Genomic DNA, 17,549 nt, shown 5'->3' with positions numbered 1-17,549 from the left:
GGCGGGGGCGGGTCAGGCGCCGAAGAGCTGGGTCCAGTAGGTGCCCGACGGGCCGCCGCCCGCGAAGCCGACGCCTATGTGGGTGAAGGCGGGCTTGAGGATGTTGGCCCGGTGTCCTGGGCTGTTCATCCAGCCGTCCACCACCTCGGCGGCGGAGCGCTGGCCGCAGGCGATGTTCTCGCCGATGGTCCGCAGGGTGCTGCCCGCGGCGGCGGCCCGGTCCCATGGCTGGCTTCCCTCGGGCGAGGTGTGGGAGTAGAAGGCGCGCGCCGCCATGTCCGCGCTGTACGCCTGGGCGGCGGTGGTGAGCAGCCGGTCGACGGCGAGCGGGCGCAGCCCCGCCCGGGCCCGCTCGCGGTTGGTGAGGTCGACGACCTCGGCGGCCGTCCGGGTCAGTCCCTCCGTAGTGAGCGGACTGGCCCACACGGCGGTCCAGTAGGCGGTGCCGCCGCGGTCGGTGACCCGCGCCAGTGCGGTATGGGTGAACGCCGGTTCGAGCAGGGTGCGGCGGGCCTGGTCGGTGCGCAGGCAGTAGTCGATGAACTCGGCGGGCGTCCGGGGACCGGAGACCAGGTGCTCGCCCACGGCGAGATACCGGTATCCGGCGGCCGTGATCCGCTGGTGGAGCGAGACGCCGTCCCGGCCCTCGACGCCCAGGCGTCCGGCGGCGGCCATGGCGGCGGCGTGCCCCGCGGCGGCCGAGGCGAGCCGTGCGTCCAGCGAGACGGCCGGCGAACCGGCGGCGGCACGGGCGGGGTTGACCAGGGCGAGGATGCCGTCGGGGTCGGATGCCGCCGGAGGCGAGGCGCGACGCGAGGGCAGGATGCCGGAACGGGAGCCACGGGGGCCGCGGGAGCCATGGGAGCCACGGGAGCCGGGGTCGGGCGGCGAGGCAGGGCGTGCGTGCGGGACGGACGGTGGCCGGCCACCGGCGGCGGGGCCGGGCGCTGCCATGCTCGCCGTGTCGTCCGCCAGGACGTCCACCCCGAAGTCCCTGGCCAGGCCCGCCAGTCCGTCCGCGTACCCCTGGCCGAGCGCCCGCAGCTTCCAGCCGCCGCCCCGCCGGTAGAGCTCCGCCAGCAGCAGGACCGTCTCCTGTTGCGAGGGCGGCGGGGTGAACCGGGCCAGCGCGCGGCCCTGCGGGTCGGTGACGTGGAGCGTGGGAACGGGCAGACGGGCGAGGGGCGTGCCCGGCTCGGCGGCGCTGACGACCACCGTGACACGGGTGGCGCCGGCCCGCAGCCTGCCGGGCTCCAGCGTCAGCGTGTCGCCCTGGAGCCGGGCCCCCGGCGCCGTCGGCTGGTTGTAGAAGACGAAGTCGGCGTCGCCCCGGACGCGGCCGCTGTCGTCGGTCACGAGTGCGCAGACGTCGAAGGGGCCGGGTACCCGGACGGCCAGGGCGCCGCCCGGAAGGGGCAGGTTGCCCCCGGGGACCAACTCGCTCATCCTGCCGTCCTGGTGTCGTGGTACGGGCCCTGCCGCGGGCCTGCCGCGGGCCTGCCCGGACAACGGGCCGCACGCCCCGAGGGTTCCCGGAGCAGGGGCCCGCCCGGCCGAGGGCCGGCGGCCGGCCGGTGCGGCCGCCCCCGGACCTGACCGGACCTGACCGGATCAGTCCGACGCGCCGGGCGCCGGTTCGAGGAGCCGTTCTCGATGGGCGATCGCCACGGCCTCCGTGCGGCTCGCCGCGCCGAGCTTGGCGAGGATGTTGGAGACATGGACGCTCGCCGTCTTGCCGCTTATGAACAGCTCCTCACCGATCTGCCGGTTGCTGCGGCCGAGCACGAGCAGCCGCAGCACGTCCTGCTCCCGGGCCGTCAGCGTGACCGAGCGGTCCCCGGCGGCGGACGACGGGTTCGGCGCGAGCCGCCCGCGCCGGATGAACGCGTCCGCCCGCTCCAGCAGCGGCGCGGCGCCCAGCCGTACGGCCGTCTCCCGGGCGGCGCGGGCCGCGGCGGCCGCCTCCTCGCGCCGGTCGGCCGCCAACAGGGCCTGCGCGTACCGCAGTCGGCACCGGGCGAGCTCGTACACGTCGCCGAAGTCGAACGCGGCCACCGTCGCCTCCCAGGCCGCCGGGTCCGGTCCCGTGGTGGCCCACGCCCACTCGGCCTCGGCGCGGGCCAGCCAGGCGCGTCCCTCCGGGCCCTGCGGCACGCCGGTCTGGCCGTGCCGGGCCACCGCCCGGGCCGGTTCCAGGAGTTCGCTCGCCACTGCCGCCCAGCGACGGGCCGCCGGCTCGTCTCCGGTGAGCCGTGCCCCCGCGGCCGCGTCGGCCACCGCGGTGAGGGTGAGCGCGGTGAGCCTGACCGTGACGTCCGGACGCGATCCCGCGTCGTCTATGAGGGACTCGATCGAGGCCCGCAACTGGGCCACCGCCGCCTCGGCGTCGCCGCTCAGCGCGGCAGCGTCGGTCAGGACCCCGCCCGCGACGAGCGCCGCCATCCAGTCGAAGGGCCCCTCCAACAGGGCCCTGGCCCGCTCGACGACGTCCTTCTCGCCACGTGCGAGAGCCACGTACAGGGCGGGACCCATCGCGAACCCGGCCGACGACGGCAGCACCGCCAGATCGGTCGTCGCCGTCCGCAGGCATTCGTCCCAGCGGCCCAGCGTGTAGAGCACCAGCAGCTGGAGATAGCGCATCTCCAGCGGATACGGCGAGGACAGCAGCCCCGCGCGGCGGGCGCGCTCCAGGCCCTCGGAGAGCCAGGGCAGACACTCCGCCAGGTCCCCGGCCTCGTAGGCGCCGATGGCGAGGGTGAACAGGGCCCGCATCTCCACCGGGGCGTTGCCCGCGCGACGGGCCAGCTCACGAGCCTCCTGAAGGCGCGCCCTGGCCTCGGGGGAGCGGCGGCCCTCGCCCTCCAGGTTGGCCAGCGAGACCAGGAGGTCGGCGCGCGCGTCCGTCAGATCGAGCTGCTCGGCGACGGCCAGCGCCCGGTGGGCGACGCGCAGCGCGGTCTCGTTGTCGCCGACGTGACGCGCCGCCAGGACGTGGGTGGCGGCGGCCCACACCCAGGTCGGCGACGGCGGTTCGGCCGGGATCATCGCCAGCGCCTCGCTGCTGTAGGCGAAGGCGGCCGTCAGGCTGTCCACGTTCATGAGGGTGCCGGCGAGCGTGTACCGCACGCGTGCGGCGAGTTCGGAGTCGGTGTCCTGGCCGACGCCGGCGAGCGCGGCCCGGGTCAACGAGACCGCGCGGTGCGTCTCCCCGGCGTGCGCCGCCGCAGCCGAGGCGCGCAGCATCAGCGCGACCCGGTCGCTTCCCGCGCCCGAGGGCAGGGCGGAGGCGGGCACCGACTCCCAGAGGCCGAGGACGGCTTCCAGATGGTGCAGTTCCTCGGCGGGCGCCCCGACGCGATGCGCGTGGTCGGCGGCCTCCAGCGAGGCGGCGAGGGCCTCGCCCAGGTCATGGCTCTCGCGGTAGTGGTGGGCGCGCTCCGCGGCGGTCTCGGCGCGGTGGCCCCGGTCGGCCAGCAGCCGGGCGAACGCGCCGTGCAGCCGCGACCTCTCGCCGGGGAGCAGATCGGCGTAGACCGCCTCGCGCGCGAGGGCGTGCCGGAAGGCGTAGGCGCCGTCGTCGCCCGCGACCAGCAGCTGCCGGCCCACGGCCTCCCGCAGAGCGGACTCCAGCTCGTCCTCGGGGAGCCCCACCGCGTCCCGCAGCAGGTCGTGCTCCACGCGCCGGCCGGCGACGGCGGCGGTGCGCAGCACCTGCTGGGCCGTGTCGGGGAGTTGCTCGACGCGGATCAGCAGGAGGTCGGCCAGCCCGCTGGGCATTCCGCCGGGCTCGGCGTCGCTGGCCGCGAGCAGTTCCTCCGCGTAGAAGGCGTTGCCCTCCGCGCGTTCCACGATCCGGCGCACCGTGGCCTCGGACAGCGGACGGTCCTCCAGGGCGCGCACCAGACGGGCCACCTCGGCGTCCGCCAGCGGACGCAACTCCAGCCGGTCCACGGCCGACAGCCGCACCAGCTCGGCCAGCAGGGGGCGCAGCGGATGCCGGCGGTGCAGGTCGTCCGCGCGGTACGAGGCCAGCACCGCCAGCCGGTGACCGGAGCCGTTGCCGGCCGGCCGCTGCAGGAAGCCCCGGCTGAGGAGGAAGCGCAGCAGGTCCCGGGAGGACTGGTCGGCCCAGTGCAGGTCCTCCAGGACGAGCAGCAGCGGTGTGACCTCCGACAGGTCGGCGAGCAGCGCGGCCAGCCCCTCGAACAGCCGGAGCCGCCCGCCCACGTCCCCTCGCGACGCGTCCGTTCCCGCGCCCAGCAGCCGGTCGACCACCGGGTGCGCGGCAAGGGCGTCGGCGAACCGCTCGTCGGCGGCGAGCACGCCCAGGATCTCCGTGAACGGCAGGTAGGGCAGGCCCACGTCGCCGAGGTCCACGCAGTGCCCGGTGACGACCGTCATGCCCGCGTGCGCGGCCCGTGCCGCGATCTCGTCGAGCATGCGGGTCTTGCCCACTCCGGCGTCCCCGGCGACCAGCACCGCGCGTGCCTCACCGCCCTGGGCGCGCTCCAGCACACGGGAGAGCCGGGCGAGCTCTTCTTCCCGGCCGATGAACGGGGTGGCGAACACGGTCTGCGACACGGCTCCATCCTGGCACGTGCCACCGACAACACGGCCCACGACCAGGAACGGAGCCCTGCCGACGACTCTCCCGCCCGACGGTTCGGCGATGCGGCGGCTCTGTGGTTCAGCGGCCGGCGGTCAGCGGTTCAGCGGTGCAGCGACTGGGTCCAGTCCTGCGGCACCCGCCCCGCCGGTCCCGGCACGGGCTGGTCCGCGGGGTGGCTCACCGGAGGGGCCAGCTCGGGTCCGGACTCGTACAGCTCGTCGCCGGAGTAGTCCCAGAACCACTCCTCGCCCGGCTCGAAGCTGCGCACCAGGGGATGCCCGGTCGCCTTGTAGTGCCCGGTGGCGTGCTGCGCGGGCGAGGAGTCGCAGCAGCCGACGTGCCCGCAGGTCGCGCAGCGCCGCAGATGGAACCACCAGCCGCCCACGGCGTCGCAGTCGGCGCAGCCGGCGCCGCTGGGCGGGACGTCCGGACGGATGGCGTCTGTGTCGGTCATACGGGCTCCTCGGCGGGCTCGGGGTCCTGGTCGTTCTCGGGGTCGGGGGCGGTCAGCGGCAGCAGGACCTGGAAGCGGGTGTCGCCCGGCGCGGACTCGACGTGCAGGCTGCCGTGATGCTTGTTGACGACGATCCGCCAGGAGATGTCCAGACCGAGACCGGTGCCCTCGCCCACCGGCTTGGTGGTGAAGAACGGGTCGAAGATACGGCTGCGGATGTCCGGCGGGATGCCCGGTCCGGTGTCCCGGAACTCCACCAGCAGCCGGTCGCCCTCGCGCGCCGTCCGCACGGTCAACGTGCCCTCCCCGCCCGTGCTGCCGACGGCGAAGACGGCGTTGTCGACGAGGTTCGTCCACACCTGGTTGAGCTCGGCCGGGTAGGCCGGGATCGGCGGGAGGCTCCGGTCGTAGTCCTTGACGACCTCGATGCGCTGCCCGATCTTGCCGGACAGCATCAGCAGGGTGCTGTCGAGGAGTTCGTGCACGTCGACGACCCGGTAGGGGGCCCGGTCGAGCTGCGAGTACTGCTTGGCGGCGTCGACGAGGTGCGAGATGCGGTTGGTGGAGTCGCCGATCTCGTCCATCAACAGCTCGGTCTCGACGGTGTAGTTGAGCCAGCCGATCGCGCCGGGGAGGATGTCCTCGGGCACGGCCGCCGCGACCTGCTCCAGCCAGTCGGCGTCGAGTCCGGCCTGCACGAAGGTCGGTGCGATCCGCCACCCCTCGGGGATGTCGTGGTCGTCCAGCCAGTCGGTGAGGGCGTCCTCCCGGTCGGAGGCCTCCAGCGGGCTCAGCGTCGGCGCCTTCGCGACGAGTTCGGCCGTGCGCTCCTGGATCTCGATCAGCCGGGTCAGGTCCTCCGGATCGTAGGCGCCGGAGGCGATCACGGCGAGCTTGTGCCGCATCTTCGCCACCCGTTCCCGCAGGGTGGCCGTGGCCCGCACCGCCGCCGCGGCCGGGTTGTTCAGCTCGTGTGTGAGACCCGCCGACAACGAGCCCAGGGCCAGCAGCCGTTCCCGCTGGCCGATGGCGCGCTGGGTGTTCTTCGAGCCGAAGAACAGCCCCTCCAGCAGGTGGGACGCCATCGGGAACCACTCCCGCATGATGTTCGAGAACGACTGCGCGGGCAGTACGAAGAACCGGGTCTGCTCGGTCACCCGCATCGAGTTGTTGTAGACCTGCGGCACCTGGTCGCCCAGGTACGCCTGCATGGCCCCGGCGTAGACCCCGCGCTGGGAGGTCCGGCTGACCTCGACGTCGTCCCCGCCGACCCGGCGGTAGAGCACGACCGTGCCCTCGATCATCACGTAGAAGCAGGTCGCCGGATCGCCCTCGGTGTACACGGGACCGGGTTCGAACCGCTCCACCCGCCCCTCGCCGCACAGCCGTCCGAGCTGCTCGGGGGAGAGCTTCTCGAACAGGAACAGCGAGCTGATCTCGCCCGGGCTGCACGGCATCAGCTGCCCGCTCATGACTGCTCCAGATACCGGTGGACGAGCATCACGGCCATGGCTCCCTCTCCGACGGCGGACGCGACGCGCTTGGCCGACTCGGCACGCGCGTCCCCGGCCACGAACACGCCGGGAATGTTGGTCTCCAGGTGGTAGGGCGGCCGGTCCAGCTCCCAGCTCGCCGGCGGCCGCCCGTCCGGGGTGAGGTCGGGACCGGCGAGGATGAACCCGCGCCCGTCGCGCAGCACCGTGTCGTCCAGCCAGTCGGTCAGCGGGGCCGCGCCGATGAACACGAACATCCACTGCGCGTCGACGAGTTCGGTCTCCCCGCTCGCCAGGTCCCGCAGCGTCAGCTGCTCCAGGTGCCCCTCCCCGTGCGCGGCCTCGACGACCGTGCCGGGGCGCACCGAGATGTTGGGCGCCTCTTCGATCTGCTGGATCAGGTAGTACGACATCGACGCCGACAGGGACTCGCCGCGCACCAGCAGCGTGACGGACTTGGCGCCCTTCGCCAGGTACATCGCCGCCTGTCCGGCCGAGTTGGCGCCGCCGACGATGTACACGTCGTGCCCCTGGCAGGCGGCGGCCTCGGTGAGTGCCGAGCCGTAGAACACCCCGCAGCCGGTGAGGTCGTCGCAGCCGGGCGCGGCCAACTGCCGGTAGGACACGCCGGTCGCGAGGATCACGCTGTGCGCGGCCACCGCCGAGCCGTCCGAGAAGCGGACGACCCGCGCGGACCCGTTGACCTCGAGCCCCGTCACCTCGCGCGCGGTGAGGATCTCCGCGCCGAACTTGGCGGCCTGCCGCCGCGCCCGCTCGGTGAGCTGGGCCCCGGACACGCCGTCGGGGAAGCCCAGGTAGTTCTCGATCCGCGAGCTCTGCCCGGCCTGTCCGCCGGTCGCGGACCGCTCCACGAGCACGGTCCGCAGCCCCTCGGAGGCCCCGTACACGGCCGCGCCCAGCCCGGCCGGGCCGCCGCCGATCACCACGAGGTCGTAGAACTCGGCCGTGGGCGTCGTCGCCAGCCCCACGTGCGCGGCCAGTTCGGGCGCGTCCGGCTCGACCAGGGGGGTGCCCTCCGCGGTGATCACCAGCGGCAGCCGCTGCCCGTCGACCCCGGCGGCGGCCAGCAGCCGCTGCCCCTCGGGCTCGTCGGCGGAGTACCAGCGGTAGGGCACCTGGTTGCGGGCCAGGAACTCCCGCACGTCCGAGGAGCGCGCCGACCAGCGGTGTCCGACCACCTTCGTGGCGGGCACCGGCCGGTGGTCGCTGCAGCGCCAGGCCTCCAGCAGGTCGTCCAGGACCGGGTAGAGCTTCTCCTCCGGCGGGTCCCACGGCTTCAGCAGATAGTGGTCGAGGTCGACGACGTTGATCGCGTCGATCGCCGCGCTCGTGTCCGCGTACGCGGTCAGCAGGACGCGCCGGGCGCCTGGATACACGTCCAGGGCCTGCTCGAGGAACTCGATGCCGTTCATCTGCGGCATTCGGTAGTCGGCCAGGATGACGGCCACCAGGTCGCCGCGCAGCTTCAGCTCGCGCAGCGCCTCCAGCGCGGACTCCCCGGACTCGGCGCGCACGATCCGGTACGAGGCGCCGTAGCGGCGCCGTAGATCGCGGGCGACGGCACGGGACACCCCCGGGTCGTCGTCCACGGTCAGGATGACGGTCCGCGCGGTATCGGCGGCCTGTGCCATACGTCTCCCACCCCGAGAGCGCTCGGTATTCGACTCACGGCGCGCGGCGAACCCCCGCGCCGACTTCGCCCATCGTATGTTCGATCGCCGCGGTTCGCCCGGGACAGCCGTGGACAGCCGAAGACCGTGCACTCCTGGCACAGTGCCGGGCGCGGCCGGTCGAGGGCCGCGGCCGGTCAGGGTCGCTGCTGCCGGGCCCGCAGCACGCAGAACTCGTTCCCCTCCGGATCGGCCAGCGTCACCCAGGACTGCTCGCCCTGGCCGACGTCCGTGTGGCGCGCGCCCAGCGACAGCAGCCGGGCCACCTCGGCATCCTGGTCGTCCGGGCGGAAGTCCAGGTGGAGCCGGTTCTTGACCGACTTGCCCTCCGGGACCGGTGCGAAGAGCAGACCGGGGAGATGGTCCTGCGCCGGCCTGATCTCGTACTCGTCGGCGGCGGCGTTGATCACGACCCACCCGAGGGCCGCGGCCCACCAGCGCCCCAGCGCCACCGGATCGGCCGAGTCGACGACCACCTGCTCCCACTCCAAGGCCATATAGGCAGCGTAGTGAAGACTGGGCCCGACGGTTGTGAGTTCGACACAAGGAGGCGGCGGGATGACGGGCCCGATCACGGCAGGGGTCGACGGGACGGACGAGAGCCTCGCGGCACTCTCCTGGGCGGCCCGCGAGGCCGTCCGACGCGACCTGGAACTGCGGGTGGTGCACGCCTGGCGGTTCCAGCCGAACGCGGCGGCCGAGGTGGCGGACCGGGACGCCCAGGAGCGCTGGGTGCGCGAGGCGGCCGGGCAGTCGGTCGCGACGGTCACCGAGCGGCACCCGGGACTGACCGTCACCACCGAGGTCCAAGAGGGCGGCCCGGTCGAGACGCTGGTCGCCGCCGCGGCCGACGCGGAGCTGCTGGTGCTCGGCTCACGCGGGCACGCGGCGGTCGTCGGGTTCCTGCTCGGCTCGGTCGGCCAGCAGGTGATCGCCGAGGCCGCCCGCCCGGTCGTGCTGGTCCGGGCCGGCGACCAGCCGTCCACCGAGGTGGCCGGGCACGAGATCGTCGTCGGCCAGCAGGGCGAGCCGGAGGACAGCGCCCCCGCCCTGCGCCTCGCCTTCGAGACGGCGGCCGCCCGCGGCGCGGGCGTGCGCGCCGTGCGGGCCTGGACGCTGCCGCCGGTGTTCGCCTACAGCCCCGGCTCGATGAAGCTCCTCGACGAGGCCGGCGGCCTGGAGCCGTACGAGAAGAAGGCGCTGGCCGAGGCGCTCGAACCGTGGCGGGAGCGGTTCCCGGACGTGCCGGTGGTGGAGCACGTGGAGATGGGCAGCGCGGGACAGGTGCTGCTGTCGGTCGCCGGGCGGGCGCAGCTGATGGTGGTCGGCCGACGCGCGCGGCGTACGGCCGTGGGCGCCCGGATCGGCTCCGTGGCGCACGGCGTCCTGCACCACGCGGACTGCCCCGTCGCCGTCGTGCCCCACGACTGACGCGCACCGCGGGCACCGCACGGCCCTGCCGACCGCTCTCACTCGGGAACGGTCGGCTCCAGGGTCTCCCGCGCCTTGGGCAGGATGTTCTTGATGTACGCCTCGACCGCGGTGTCGAGCCCGATGTCGTGCTGCGCGCGCTCCGACAGGTACCAGCGGTGCTCCAGGAGCTCGTGGTAGATCTCCGCGGCGTCCATGGAACCGCGCAGCTCCAGGGGAACCGCGCGCACGGTGGGCCGGAAGACGTCCCGCACCCAGCGGTGCGCCAGCACCTCCGGACGGGCCGCGAGGGGGTCGCCCGGGGCGTAGTCGTCCTGGGTGGCCATCCAGCTCTCCAGGTCGTTCAGCAGCCGCCGGGCCTGGTTCTCCTCGGTGTCCAGGCCGGTCAGGCGCAGCAGCTGGCGCTGGTGGTGGCCGGCGTCGACGACCTTCGGCACGAAGGTGACCGAGTCGCCGTTGGAGGAGTGCTGGATCTGCATCTCGGCGACGTCGAAGCCGAGCTCGTTGAGCCGGCGGATCCGGCGCTCGATGTAGTGGTACTTGCCCGCCGGGTAGACCGAGGTGTGGGTCAGCTCGTCCCACAGCGCCCCGTAGCGGGCGCAGATCTCGGTGCCGAACTCGATCGCGTCCACCGACGGGTGCAGCGCCCCGGACGCCTCCAGGTCGAGCAGCTCGCCGCTGATGTTGACGCGCGCGAGGTCGAGGTCGTACTCGCGCTGGCCGGGGCTCAGCCGGGAGTGCAGATCGCCGGTCTCGGCGTCGACGAGATAGGCGGCGTAGGCGCCCGCGTCCCGCCGGAACAGGGTGTTGGACAGCGAGCAGTCGCCCCACGCGAACCCGGCCAGGTGCAGCCGCACCAGCAGCACGGCGAGGGCGTCCATCAGCCGGTGCATGGTCGCCGGCCGCATCGTCGTCTCGAACATCGACCGGTACGGCATCGAGCCGCCCAGGTGCCGGGTGACCAGCACCGACTCCAGCGGTTCACCGGCCCCGTCGGCGCGGCCGGTGAGCACGGCCAGCGGGTCGACGGCGGGGATGCCGAGCCGGTCCAGATCGCGCAGCAACTCGTACTCGCGCAGCGCGGGCCGTTCGGCGAGCTCCTTGACGGCGATCACCTCGTCGCCGGCCTGCGCGTAGCGCACCACGTGGCGGGAGATGCCTCGCGGCAGCGGGACGAGGACCTCCTCGGGCCACTCCTCCAGGGGGAGGTGCCAGGGCAGCTCCAGCAGGAGTGCCGGGTGCTCCGGGTTGGTGGCGCTGATCTGCAAAGCCATGGCTAGACCTTAGACGGCGCGTTCGCGGGCCTGCCGCGCCGCCTCCTTCACGGAGCCCTGGTGCACCGGGCCGTGCCCGGGCAGCAGCAGGTCGGCCGCCAGCCCCTCGATCACGTCCAGCGACGCCACCGCGCGGGCGCGCTCGTGGTGGAACATGTCCGGCAGCAGCTGCGGCCCCTGCAGCCGCGAGGTCGGGTGCCCGCTCACCAGGGCGTCCCCGGAGACGACGATCCCCGCCTCCGGGAGGTGGAAGACCGCGTGGCCGTCGGTGTGGCCGGGGGTGTGCACCGGCACGGGCCGGCCGGGCAGGTCGAGCGGGCCGACGGCGGCGGGGAACGCCTCCGGGGCGGTGACCGGGTGCTGCTCGGTGCCGCCGGACCGCAGCGCGTGCACCGTCCAGGGCAGGACACCGGGCCGCCAGACGTTCCTCAGGATCTCGGCGATGGTCACCTGTTGGAGGAACTCCCGGCGGGCGTGCGGCACTTCGGCCTCGTGCAGGTAGACCGGCGTGCCGTACGTCGAGCGCAGGTACTCGGCGGAGCCCAGGTGGTCGTTGTGCGCGTGGGTGATCAGCACGGCGGTGACCGCCTCGGGCGAACTGCCCACGGCAGCGAGGGAGTCCAGAACCAGCTGACGGTCTCCCGGGTAGCCGGTGTCGATCAGCGTGACGGCGTCCCCCTCGGTGAGGATCACCCAGTTGGTGTTGCTGCCGTGCACCAGGTAGGTGCCGTCCGCCACTTGCCGTACGTCTGCCTGCATGGGGGACAGCAAAGCAGACCATGGGGAGGATGCGGAGGGCGGGGTTCAGCCGTTGAACGTCACGACCGCGATGACCACGGCGACGAGGATGTCGAGCACGAGGCAGAACTCGGCGTACGGGCGGACCACCACCCGGTCGATCCGGTGGTGCCGGGCGTCCCAGAACGCGTGGCCGAGCAGTCCGCCGGCCACCAGGTAGGCGGCCGCGTCGCCGCCCAGGCCCAGTGCGAGGGCGGCCGCGCCGCCGAAGACGACCATCGCGGCGACCTGCAGGGGCAGGCCGCCGGGCGCGTCCAGGGAGCCGGGCCGCAAGGAGTACGCCAGCAGCGGGACGGCGAGCGCGAGCAGGACCCACGTCGGGTCGACGTCGCCGCCGCCCAGCAGCTCCGTCGCGAAGATGACGACGCAGGCCGCGAGGAACAGCGGCCACGACGTGGACGCCCTGCGCAGCGCGGCGGCGCCGAAGTAGACGAAGGCGGAGGCCGCGAGCGCGGGCGCCAGGTCGACGCCGTCCTCCATGCCGAAGACGATCAGCGCGGCTGCTCCGCTCGCCGCGAAGGTGGGCCAGTGGCGCAGGACTTCGGGCCGGGTCGCGGCCGCGGGCACGGGTTCCGGTGGGTTCGTCATGGCACCAACGTACATACCCCGCAGGGGTATGAACACGGGTATCGACGGCTCCGTTTCGGCACCCCTTCGCCGCCGTCCTTCACCGCACTCCGCGAGGGCGGAACTGGACGCTGATCCGCGGGCCGGCGGCGCGGGACGACTTGGGGATGCAGTGTTCCCAGGTCCGCTGACAGGAGCCGCCCATCACGATCAGATCGCCGTGCCCCAGCGGGCGCCGTACCGTCTCGCCGCCGCCGGCCGGGCGCAGCAGCAGATCGCGCGGGGAGCCCACGGAGAGGATCGCGATCATCGTGTCCTCCCGGGCGCCGCGGCCGATCCGGTCGCCGTGCCACGCGACGCTGTCCCGGCCGTCGCGGTAGTGGCACAGACCGGCGGTGACGAAGGGCTCGCCCAACTCCTGCGCGTAGTGCGCGGAGAGCGCCTGCCGCGCCTCCTCCAGCACCGGGTGGGGGAGTTCGTCGTCCGTGTCGTAGAACGCCAGCAGGCGCGGTACGGCGACGACGTTGTCGTACATCTTGCGGCGCTCGGCGCGCCACGGGACCTCGCTCGCCAGGTGTTCGAACAGCGTGTCCGATCCGGTGAGCCAGCCGGGCAGCACGTCGATCCAGGCTCCCGCGTCGAGGCGGCTGCGGCCGATGCCGGTCAGGGAGCCGAGGCCCGGCTTTGTCGTCTGGTCGAAGAGAGAGCCCTGGAGGTGGTGCGCGGTCATATCGTCAGCGTACCCCTTAATCGAAAATGTGTTCGGTGATCATGCGGGGCAGCCCGGGTCGCCCTGCTCTTTCGATACATCGATGTATCCGATACATTCACGCATCGAACGGAGGTGCGTCATGGCGGATGCGCGGGTCACCCGGCGCCGGGGCCGTACGCGGGCCAGGCTGCTCGACGCCGCCTTCGCGGTGTTCGCCGCCAAGGGCTTCGGCCGGGTCTCCATCGAGGAGGTCTGCGACGCCGCCGGCTACAGCCGGGGAGCCTTCTACTCCAACTTCGCCACCCTGGACGAGCTGTTCTTCGCGCTCTACCGGGAACGCGCCGACCTCATCGCCCGGCAGGTCGCCGAGGCCCTCGCCGGCGACGGGCCCGACCTGGACGTGCCGGCCTCCGTGGACCGGGTCACCGAGGTGCTGCTCCTCGACCTCGACTGGCTCCAGGTGAAGACCGACTTCCTGGTGCACGCCGCCCGTGACCCGGTCGTCGCGCAGAGCCTGCTGGAGCACCGGGCCAGACTGCGCGGTGCGATCGCCGACCGGCTGGCCCGGACCCGCGGCCACACCGCCCTGCCCGCCGTCCTCGGCGACACCGACTCCGCCGCCCACGCGGTGGTCGCCGCCTACGACGGCGTCACCACCCAACTCCTGCTGGACAAGGACGTGGACAACGCCCGCGCCTGGCTCAAGCAACTGCTCACCGCGCTGCTGACCGACGGCAGTGCCCACCCCGAATGAGAAAGGCAACGGTCGCCATGGACGCGGACGTCATCGTCGTCGGAGCGGGCCTCGCCGGCCTGGTCGCGGCGCACGAACTCACCAGCAGGGGCAGGCGGGTCGCCCTGGTCGACCAGGAGAACGCCGCCAACCTCGGCGGCCAGGCGTTCTGGTCCTTCGGCGGGCTCTTCCTCGTCGACTCCCCGGAGCAGCGCCGCCTCGGCGTCAAGGACTCCTTCGACCTCGCCTGGAGCGACTGGCAGGGCAGCGCGCAGTTCGACCGGACCGAGGACGAGGACTCCTGGGCGGTGCGCTGGGCGCGGGCCTACGTCGAGTGGGCGGCGGGGGAGAAGCGGACCTGGCTCGCCGGGCACGGGATCTCCTTCGTGCCGACCGTCGGCTGGGCCGAGCGCGGCGATCTGCGCGCCGACGGACACGGCAACTCCGTGCCCCGCTTCCACGTCGCCTGGGGCACCGGCACGGGCGTCGTCGAGCCGTTCGTCCGCTACGCCAAGCAGGCGGCCAAGGACGGGCTGCTGACCTTCTACCACCGCCATCAGGTGGACGAGCTGGTCATCGAGGACGGTGCCGCCCGCGGCGTGCGCGGCACGGTCCTCGCCCCCGACGACTCCGCGCGCGGGGTCGCCTCCAACCGCGACCGGATCGGCGACTTCGAGCTCGCCGCCCAGGCCGTGGTCGTCACCAGCGGCGGCATCGGCGCCAACCACGAGATCGTGCGCCGCTACTGGCCCGAGCGGCTCGGCACCCCGCCCGCCGAGATGGTCACCGGCGTGCCCGCCTACGTCGACGGCCGCATGCTCGACATCAGCGCCGAGGCCGGCGTCCGGCTGGTCAACCGCGACCGGATGTGGCACTACACCGAGGGCCTGCAGAACTGGGACCCGATCTGGCCCGGCCACGGCATCCGCATCCTCGCCGGCCCGTCCTCGATGTGGTTCGACGCCCTCGGCCGCCGCCTGCCCGACCCGTGCCTGCCCTCCTACGACACCCTCGGCACGCTCAAGTACCTGCGGACCACCGAGGACATCGCCGGGCACGACCACTCCTGGTTCATCCTCACGCGGAAGATCGTCGAGAAGGAGTTCCTGCTGTCGGGCTCCGAGCAGAACCCCGAGATCACCGCCAAGGACCGCAAGGCCGTGCTGCGCGAGCGGCTGCTCGGCAAGGGCGCCCCGGGGCCGGTGCAGGCGTTCCTCGACCACGGTGCGGACTTCGTCGTCGCCGACACCCTCGACAGGCTTGTCGAGAAGATGAACGGGCTGACCGACAAGGCACTGCTCGACGTGGCCGACCTGCGCCGGCAGATCGAGGCCCGTGACCTCCAGATCGCCAACCCGTACAGCAAGGACTCCCAGGTCCAGGGCATCCGCAACGCCCGCCGCTACATCGGCGACCGGCTCGGCCGCGTGGCCTCCCCGCACCGCGTCCTCGACCCCGAGGCCGGCCCGCTGATCGCGGTCAAGCTGCACATCCTGACCCGCAAGACCCTCGGCGGCATCCAGACCGACCTCGACTCGCGTGCACTGGGCGCCGACGGGCAGCCGGTCGAGGGGCTGTACGCGGCGGGCGAGGTCGCCGGCTTCGGCGGCGGCGGCGTCCACGGCTACAACGCGCTCGAAGGCACCTTCCTCGGCGGCTGCCTCTTCTCCGGGCGGGCGGCGGGTCGGGCGGCGGCTCAGCAGACGGGCTGAGGTCTCACCCCAGCAGCCGGGCCAGGACGGCCGCGTGGCTCTCCTCGGGAGCCTTCGCGGCCGTCAGCAGCGTCACTGGTCCCTTGTGGACCAACGCGCGTACACGGCCGAGGAGTTCGGCTGCTTCCGGGGCGGCCAGCTCCGCCTCGTAGCGGCGGGCGAACTCCTCGTACGACGCCTCGCCCGCGTGGTACCGCTTGCGCAGCTCGGTCGACGGGGTCATCGCCTTGGGCCACTCGTCGATCCGGGCCACGTCCTTGGCGAGCCCGCGCGGCCACAGCCGGTCGACGAGGACCCGCACGCCGTCCTCGGGCTCGGGCGGTTCGTAGACGCGGCGCACGCGGACACTCATGCCGCCGAGCCTAGGACCTGCCGGGAGCTGCCTGGCGGCGCCGCGCGGCTTGACCTGAATGAGGGGGAATCCGGTGTGCGCCTTGCCTAGTCTGAGGATCGTTTGATCATCTGCCACCCCCCCCAAGGAGTGCACGTGACTCACCCCCGCAGACGCCCCGCCCTACTGCGCCGCGAAGCCGTCGTCGCCACCGTGCCCGTCGCCGTGGCGGCCCTGCTCACGGCGGCCGGCCCCGCGACCGCGGCCGGATCGGTGGGCGCGCCAGGCGTCGGCGACCCCTACTTCCCGCTCGCCGGCAACGGCGGATACCACGTCTCCCACTACGGCCTGACGCTCGGTTACGAGCCGAGCAGCCGTCACCTCACCGGCAAGGCCGTCCTCACCGCCCGCGCCACCCAGCGGCTGACCCGCTTCGACCTTGACTTCAAGGGCCTGAAGATCACCGGCCTGACGGTCGACCACGTCAAAGCCGGGTACAAGAGGGACGGCCAGGAACTCGCCGTCACCCCCGCGCGCCCCCTGCGCAAGGGCCAGACGTTCCGCGTCACCGTCGCCTACAACGGCACCCCCGGCCCGGTCACCGACCCCGACGGCTCCCTCGACGGCTGGATCCCCACCGACGACGGGGCGTTCGTCGCCGGCGAACCTCAGGGCGCGATGACCTGGTTCCCCGCCAACAACCATCCCCTCGACAAGTCCTCCTACGACTTCACGATCACCGTCCCCGAGGACCGCACCGCCGTGGCCAACGGCGTCCTGCTCGGACAGCGCACGAAGAACGGCCGGACCACCTTCCGCTGGCGGCAGACGGAACCCATGGCCGCCTACCTCGCCACCGCGACCGTGGGGAAGTTCCAGGTCAGGCAGTACACGACCCGCGACGGCCTCAAGGTCTACGACGCCGTCGACCCGCGCGAGGCCGCCGCCGCGACGCCCGTCCTCGAGCGACTGCCGTCCGTGCTGGAGTGGGAGAGCGCGCTCTTCGGGCCCTACCCGTTCCGCGCCGCCGGCTCCATCGTCGACCGGGCCCCGAACGTCGGCTACGCCCTGGAGACCCAGACGCGGCCCGTGTACGACCGCGCCCCCGACCTGAGCACCCTGGTCCACGAGAGCGCCCACCAGTGGTTCGGCGACTCCGTCTCCCTCACCTCCTGGAAGGACATCTGGCTCAACGAGGGCTTCGCCACCTACGCCGAGTGGCTCTACGCCGAACAGCACGGCGGCGACAGCGCCCAGCAGACCTTCGACGGCCTGTACGCCACGCCCGCGGACGACGGCCTGTGGGAGTTCCCGCCCGGCGACCCCGGCAGCGGCGCGAACATCTTCGGCACCCCCGTCTACGCCCGCGGCGCCATGACCCTGCACGTTCTGCGCACCGCCGTCGGAGACCGCGCCTTCTTCCGCATCCTGCGCGCCTGGGCGACCGCACACCGCCACGGCAACGGCACCACCGCCCAGTTCGAGCGCCTCGCGGAACGGGAGTCGGGGCACGATCTCGGCGCCCTGTTCCAGACCTGGCTGTACGGTCAGGGCAAGCCCGCCGCGCCGTAGGGCCCAGCCCCTGTCCAAGTGGGCCGGTGTCCGAACCGGCCCCGGAACCTGACAAGTTCCAAACAACCGTCGGTCATCGTCGCTCCATGATCACGCACCGACCGCCCCGTGCTGCGCCGAAGGAACCGTCGCGCGCCCTCGACCCCGCGCGGCACGCGGTGGTCGTCATGGG

General features: G+C 73.3%; 15 protein-coding genes. 4 read left to right on the top strand and 11 right to left on the bottom strand.

Annotated elements, in window-relative coordinates; genetic code table 11:
* Positions 1–12 precede the first annotated feature (12 nt).
* The 6 genes from ACWD4O_RS43250 to ACWD4O_RS43225 form a co-directional block, all read right to left on the bottom strand.
* A complete protein-coding gene (locus tag ACWD4O_RS43250) occupies positions 13–1,446 on the bottom strand; it encodes a CAP domain-containing protein (protein WP_451288536.1) in 1,434 nt (477 codons plus the stop codon).
* 165 nt (positions 1,447–1,611) lie between these two features.
* Complete coding sequence (locus ACWD4O_RS43245; RefSeq protein WP_451288535.1) at positions 1,612–4,581, bottom strand: ATP-binding protein; 2,970 nt, start codon at positions 4,579–4,581, stop codon at positions 1,612–1,614.
* A gap of 128 nt (positions 4,582–4,709) precedes the next feature.
* Positions 4,710–5,063, bottom strand: a complete 354-nt coding sequence (locus tag ACWD4O_RS43240) for a UBP-type zinc finger domain-containing protein (protein WP_451288534.1) — start codon at positions 5,061–5,063, stop codon at positions 4,710–4,712.
* Positions 5,060–6,535 (bottom strand): ATP-binding protein, encoded by a 1,476-nt coding sequence (locus ACWD4O_RS43235; RefSeq protein ID WP_451288533.1) that lies wholly within the window; start codon positions 6,533–6,535, stop codon positions 5,060–5,062. Before ACWD4O_RS43235 ends, ACWD4O_RS43240 begins: the two co-directional genes overlap by 4 nt.
* Complete coding sequence (locus ACWD4O_RS43230) at positions 6,532–8,208, bottom strand: FAD-dependent oxidoreductase (RefSeq protein ID WP_451288532.1); 1,677 nt, start codon at positions 8,206–8,208, stop codon at positions 6,532–6,534. Before ACWD4O_RS43230 ends, ACWD4O_RS43235 begins: the two co-directional genes overlap by 4 nt.
* A gap of 176 nt (positions 8,209–8,384) precedes the next feature.
* Entirely contained in the window at positions 8,385–8,744 is a 360-nt protein-coding gene (locus ACWD4O_RS43225; RefSeq protein WP_451288531.1) for a VOC family protein, read from the bottom strand.
* A 61-nt stretch (positions 8,745–8,805) separates the two neighbouring features.
* On the opposite strand from ACWD4O_RS43225, the gene ACWD4O_RS43220 reads away from it, so the two are divergent.
* Complete coding sequence (locus ACWD4O_RS43220; protein WP_451288530.1) at positions 8,806–9,678, top strand: universal stress protein; 873 nt, start codon at positions 8,806–8,808, stop codon at positions 9,676–9,678.
* Positions 9,679–9,716: 38 nt separating this feature from the next.
* On the opposite strand, the gene ACWD4O_RS43215 is transcribed toward ACWD4O_RS43220, so the two are convergent.
* From ACWD4O_RS43215 to ACWD4O_RS43200, 4 genes are all read right to left on the bottom strand, one after another.
* Positions 9,717–10,952 (bottom strand): DUF4032 domain-containing protein, encoded by a 1,236-nt coding sequence (locus ACWD4O_RS43215; protein ID WP_451288529.1) that lies wholly within the window; start codon positions 10,950–10,952, stop codon positions 9,717–9,719.
* 9 nt (positions 10,953–10,961) lie between these two features.
* Positions 10,962–11,711: an MBL fold metallo-hydrolase gene (locus tag ACWD4O_RS43210; RefSeq protein WP_451288528.1), complete on the bottom strand. Its 750-nt coding sequence runs from the start codon at positions 11,709–11,711 to the stop codon at positions 10,962–10,964.
* A 45-nt stretch (positions 11,712–11,756) separates the two neighbouring features.
* Positions 11,757–12,338, bottom strand: a complete 582-nt coding sequence (locus tag ACWD4O_RS43205; protein WP_451288527.1) for a hypothetical protein — start codon at positions 12,336–12,338, stop codon at positions 11,757–11,759.
* Positions 12,339–12,417: 79 nt separating this feature from the next.
* Entirely contained in the window at positions 12,418–13,047 is a 630-nt protein-coding gene (locus tag ACWD4O_RS43200) for an alpha-ketoglutarate-dependent dioxygenase AlkB (RefSeq protein ID WP_451288526.1), read from the bottom strand.
* Between the two features lie 121 nt (positions 13,048–13,168).
* Between ACWD4O_RS43200 and ACWD4O_RS43195 the strand changes: the two genes are divergently transcribed.
* The gene (locus ACWD4O_RS43195) at positions 13,169–13,783 is read left to right on the top strand and encodes a TetR/AcrR family transcriptional regulator (RefSeq protein WP_451288525.1); all 615 of its coding nucleotides are present in this window, start codon (positions 13,169–13,171) and stop codon (positions 13,781–13,783) included.
* A 17-nt stretch (positions 13,784–13,800) separates the two neighbouring features.
* A complete protein-coding gene (locus tag ACWD4O_RS43190; RefSeq protein ID WP_451288554.1) occupies positions 13,801–15,474 on the top strand; it encodes an FAD-binding dehydrogenase in 1,674 nt (557 codons plus the stop codon).
* Positions 15,475–15,478: 4 nt separating this feature from the next.
* Here the strand turns inward: ACWD4O_RS43190 and ACWD4O_RS43185 are convergent, their stop codons facing one another.
* Positions 15,479–15,826 (bottom strand): DUF488 domain-containing protein, encoded by a 348-nt coding sequence (locus tag ACWD4O_RS43185; RefSeq protein ID WP_451288524.1) that lies wholly within the window; start codon positions 15,824–15,826, stop codon positions 15,479–15,481.
* A gap of 135 nt (positions 15,827–15,961) precedes the next feature.
* On the opposite strand from ACWD4O_RS43185, the gene ACWD4O_RS43180 reads away from it, so the two are divergent.
* Positions 15,962–17,377, top strand: a complete 1,416-nt coding sequence (locus tag ACWD4O_RS43180; RefSeq protein ID WP_451288523.1) for a M1 family metallopeptidase — start codon at positions 15,962–15,964, stop codon at positions 17,375–17,377.
* The last annotated feature ends 172 nt before the right edge of the window (positions 17,378–17,549 follow it).

This window comes from Streptomyces sp. NPDC002623, from assembly GCF_053592635.1.
Note: the sequence above shows the minus strand (reverse complement) of the source record. Positions and strands in the feature narration are given on the sequence as shown.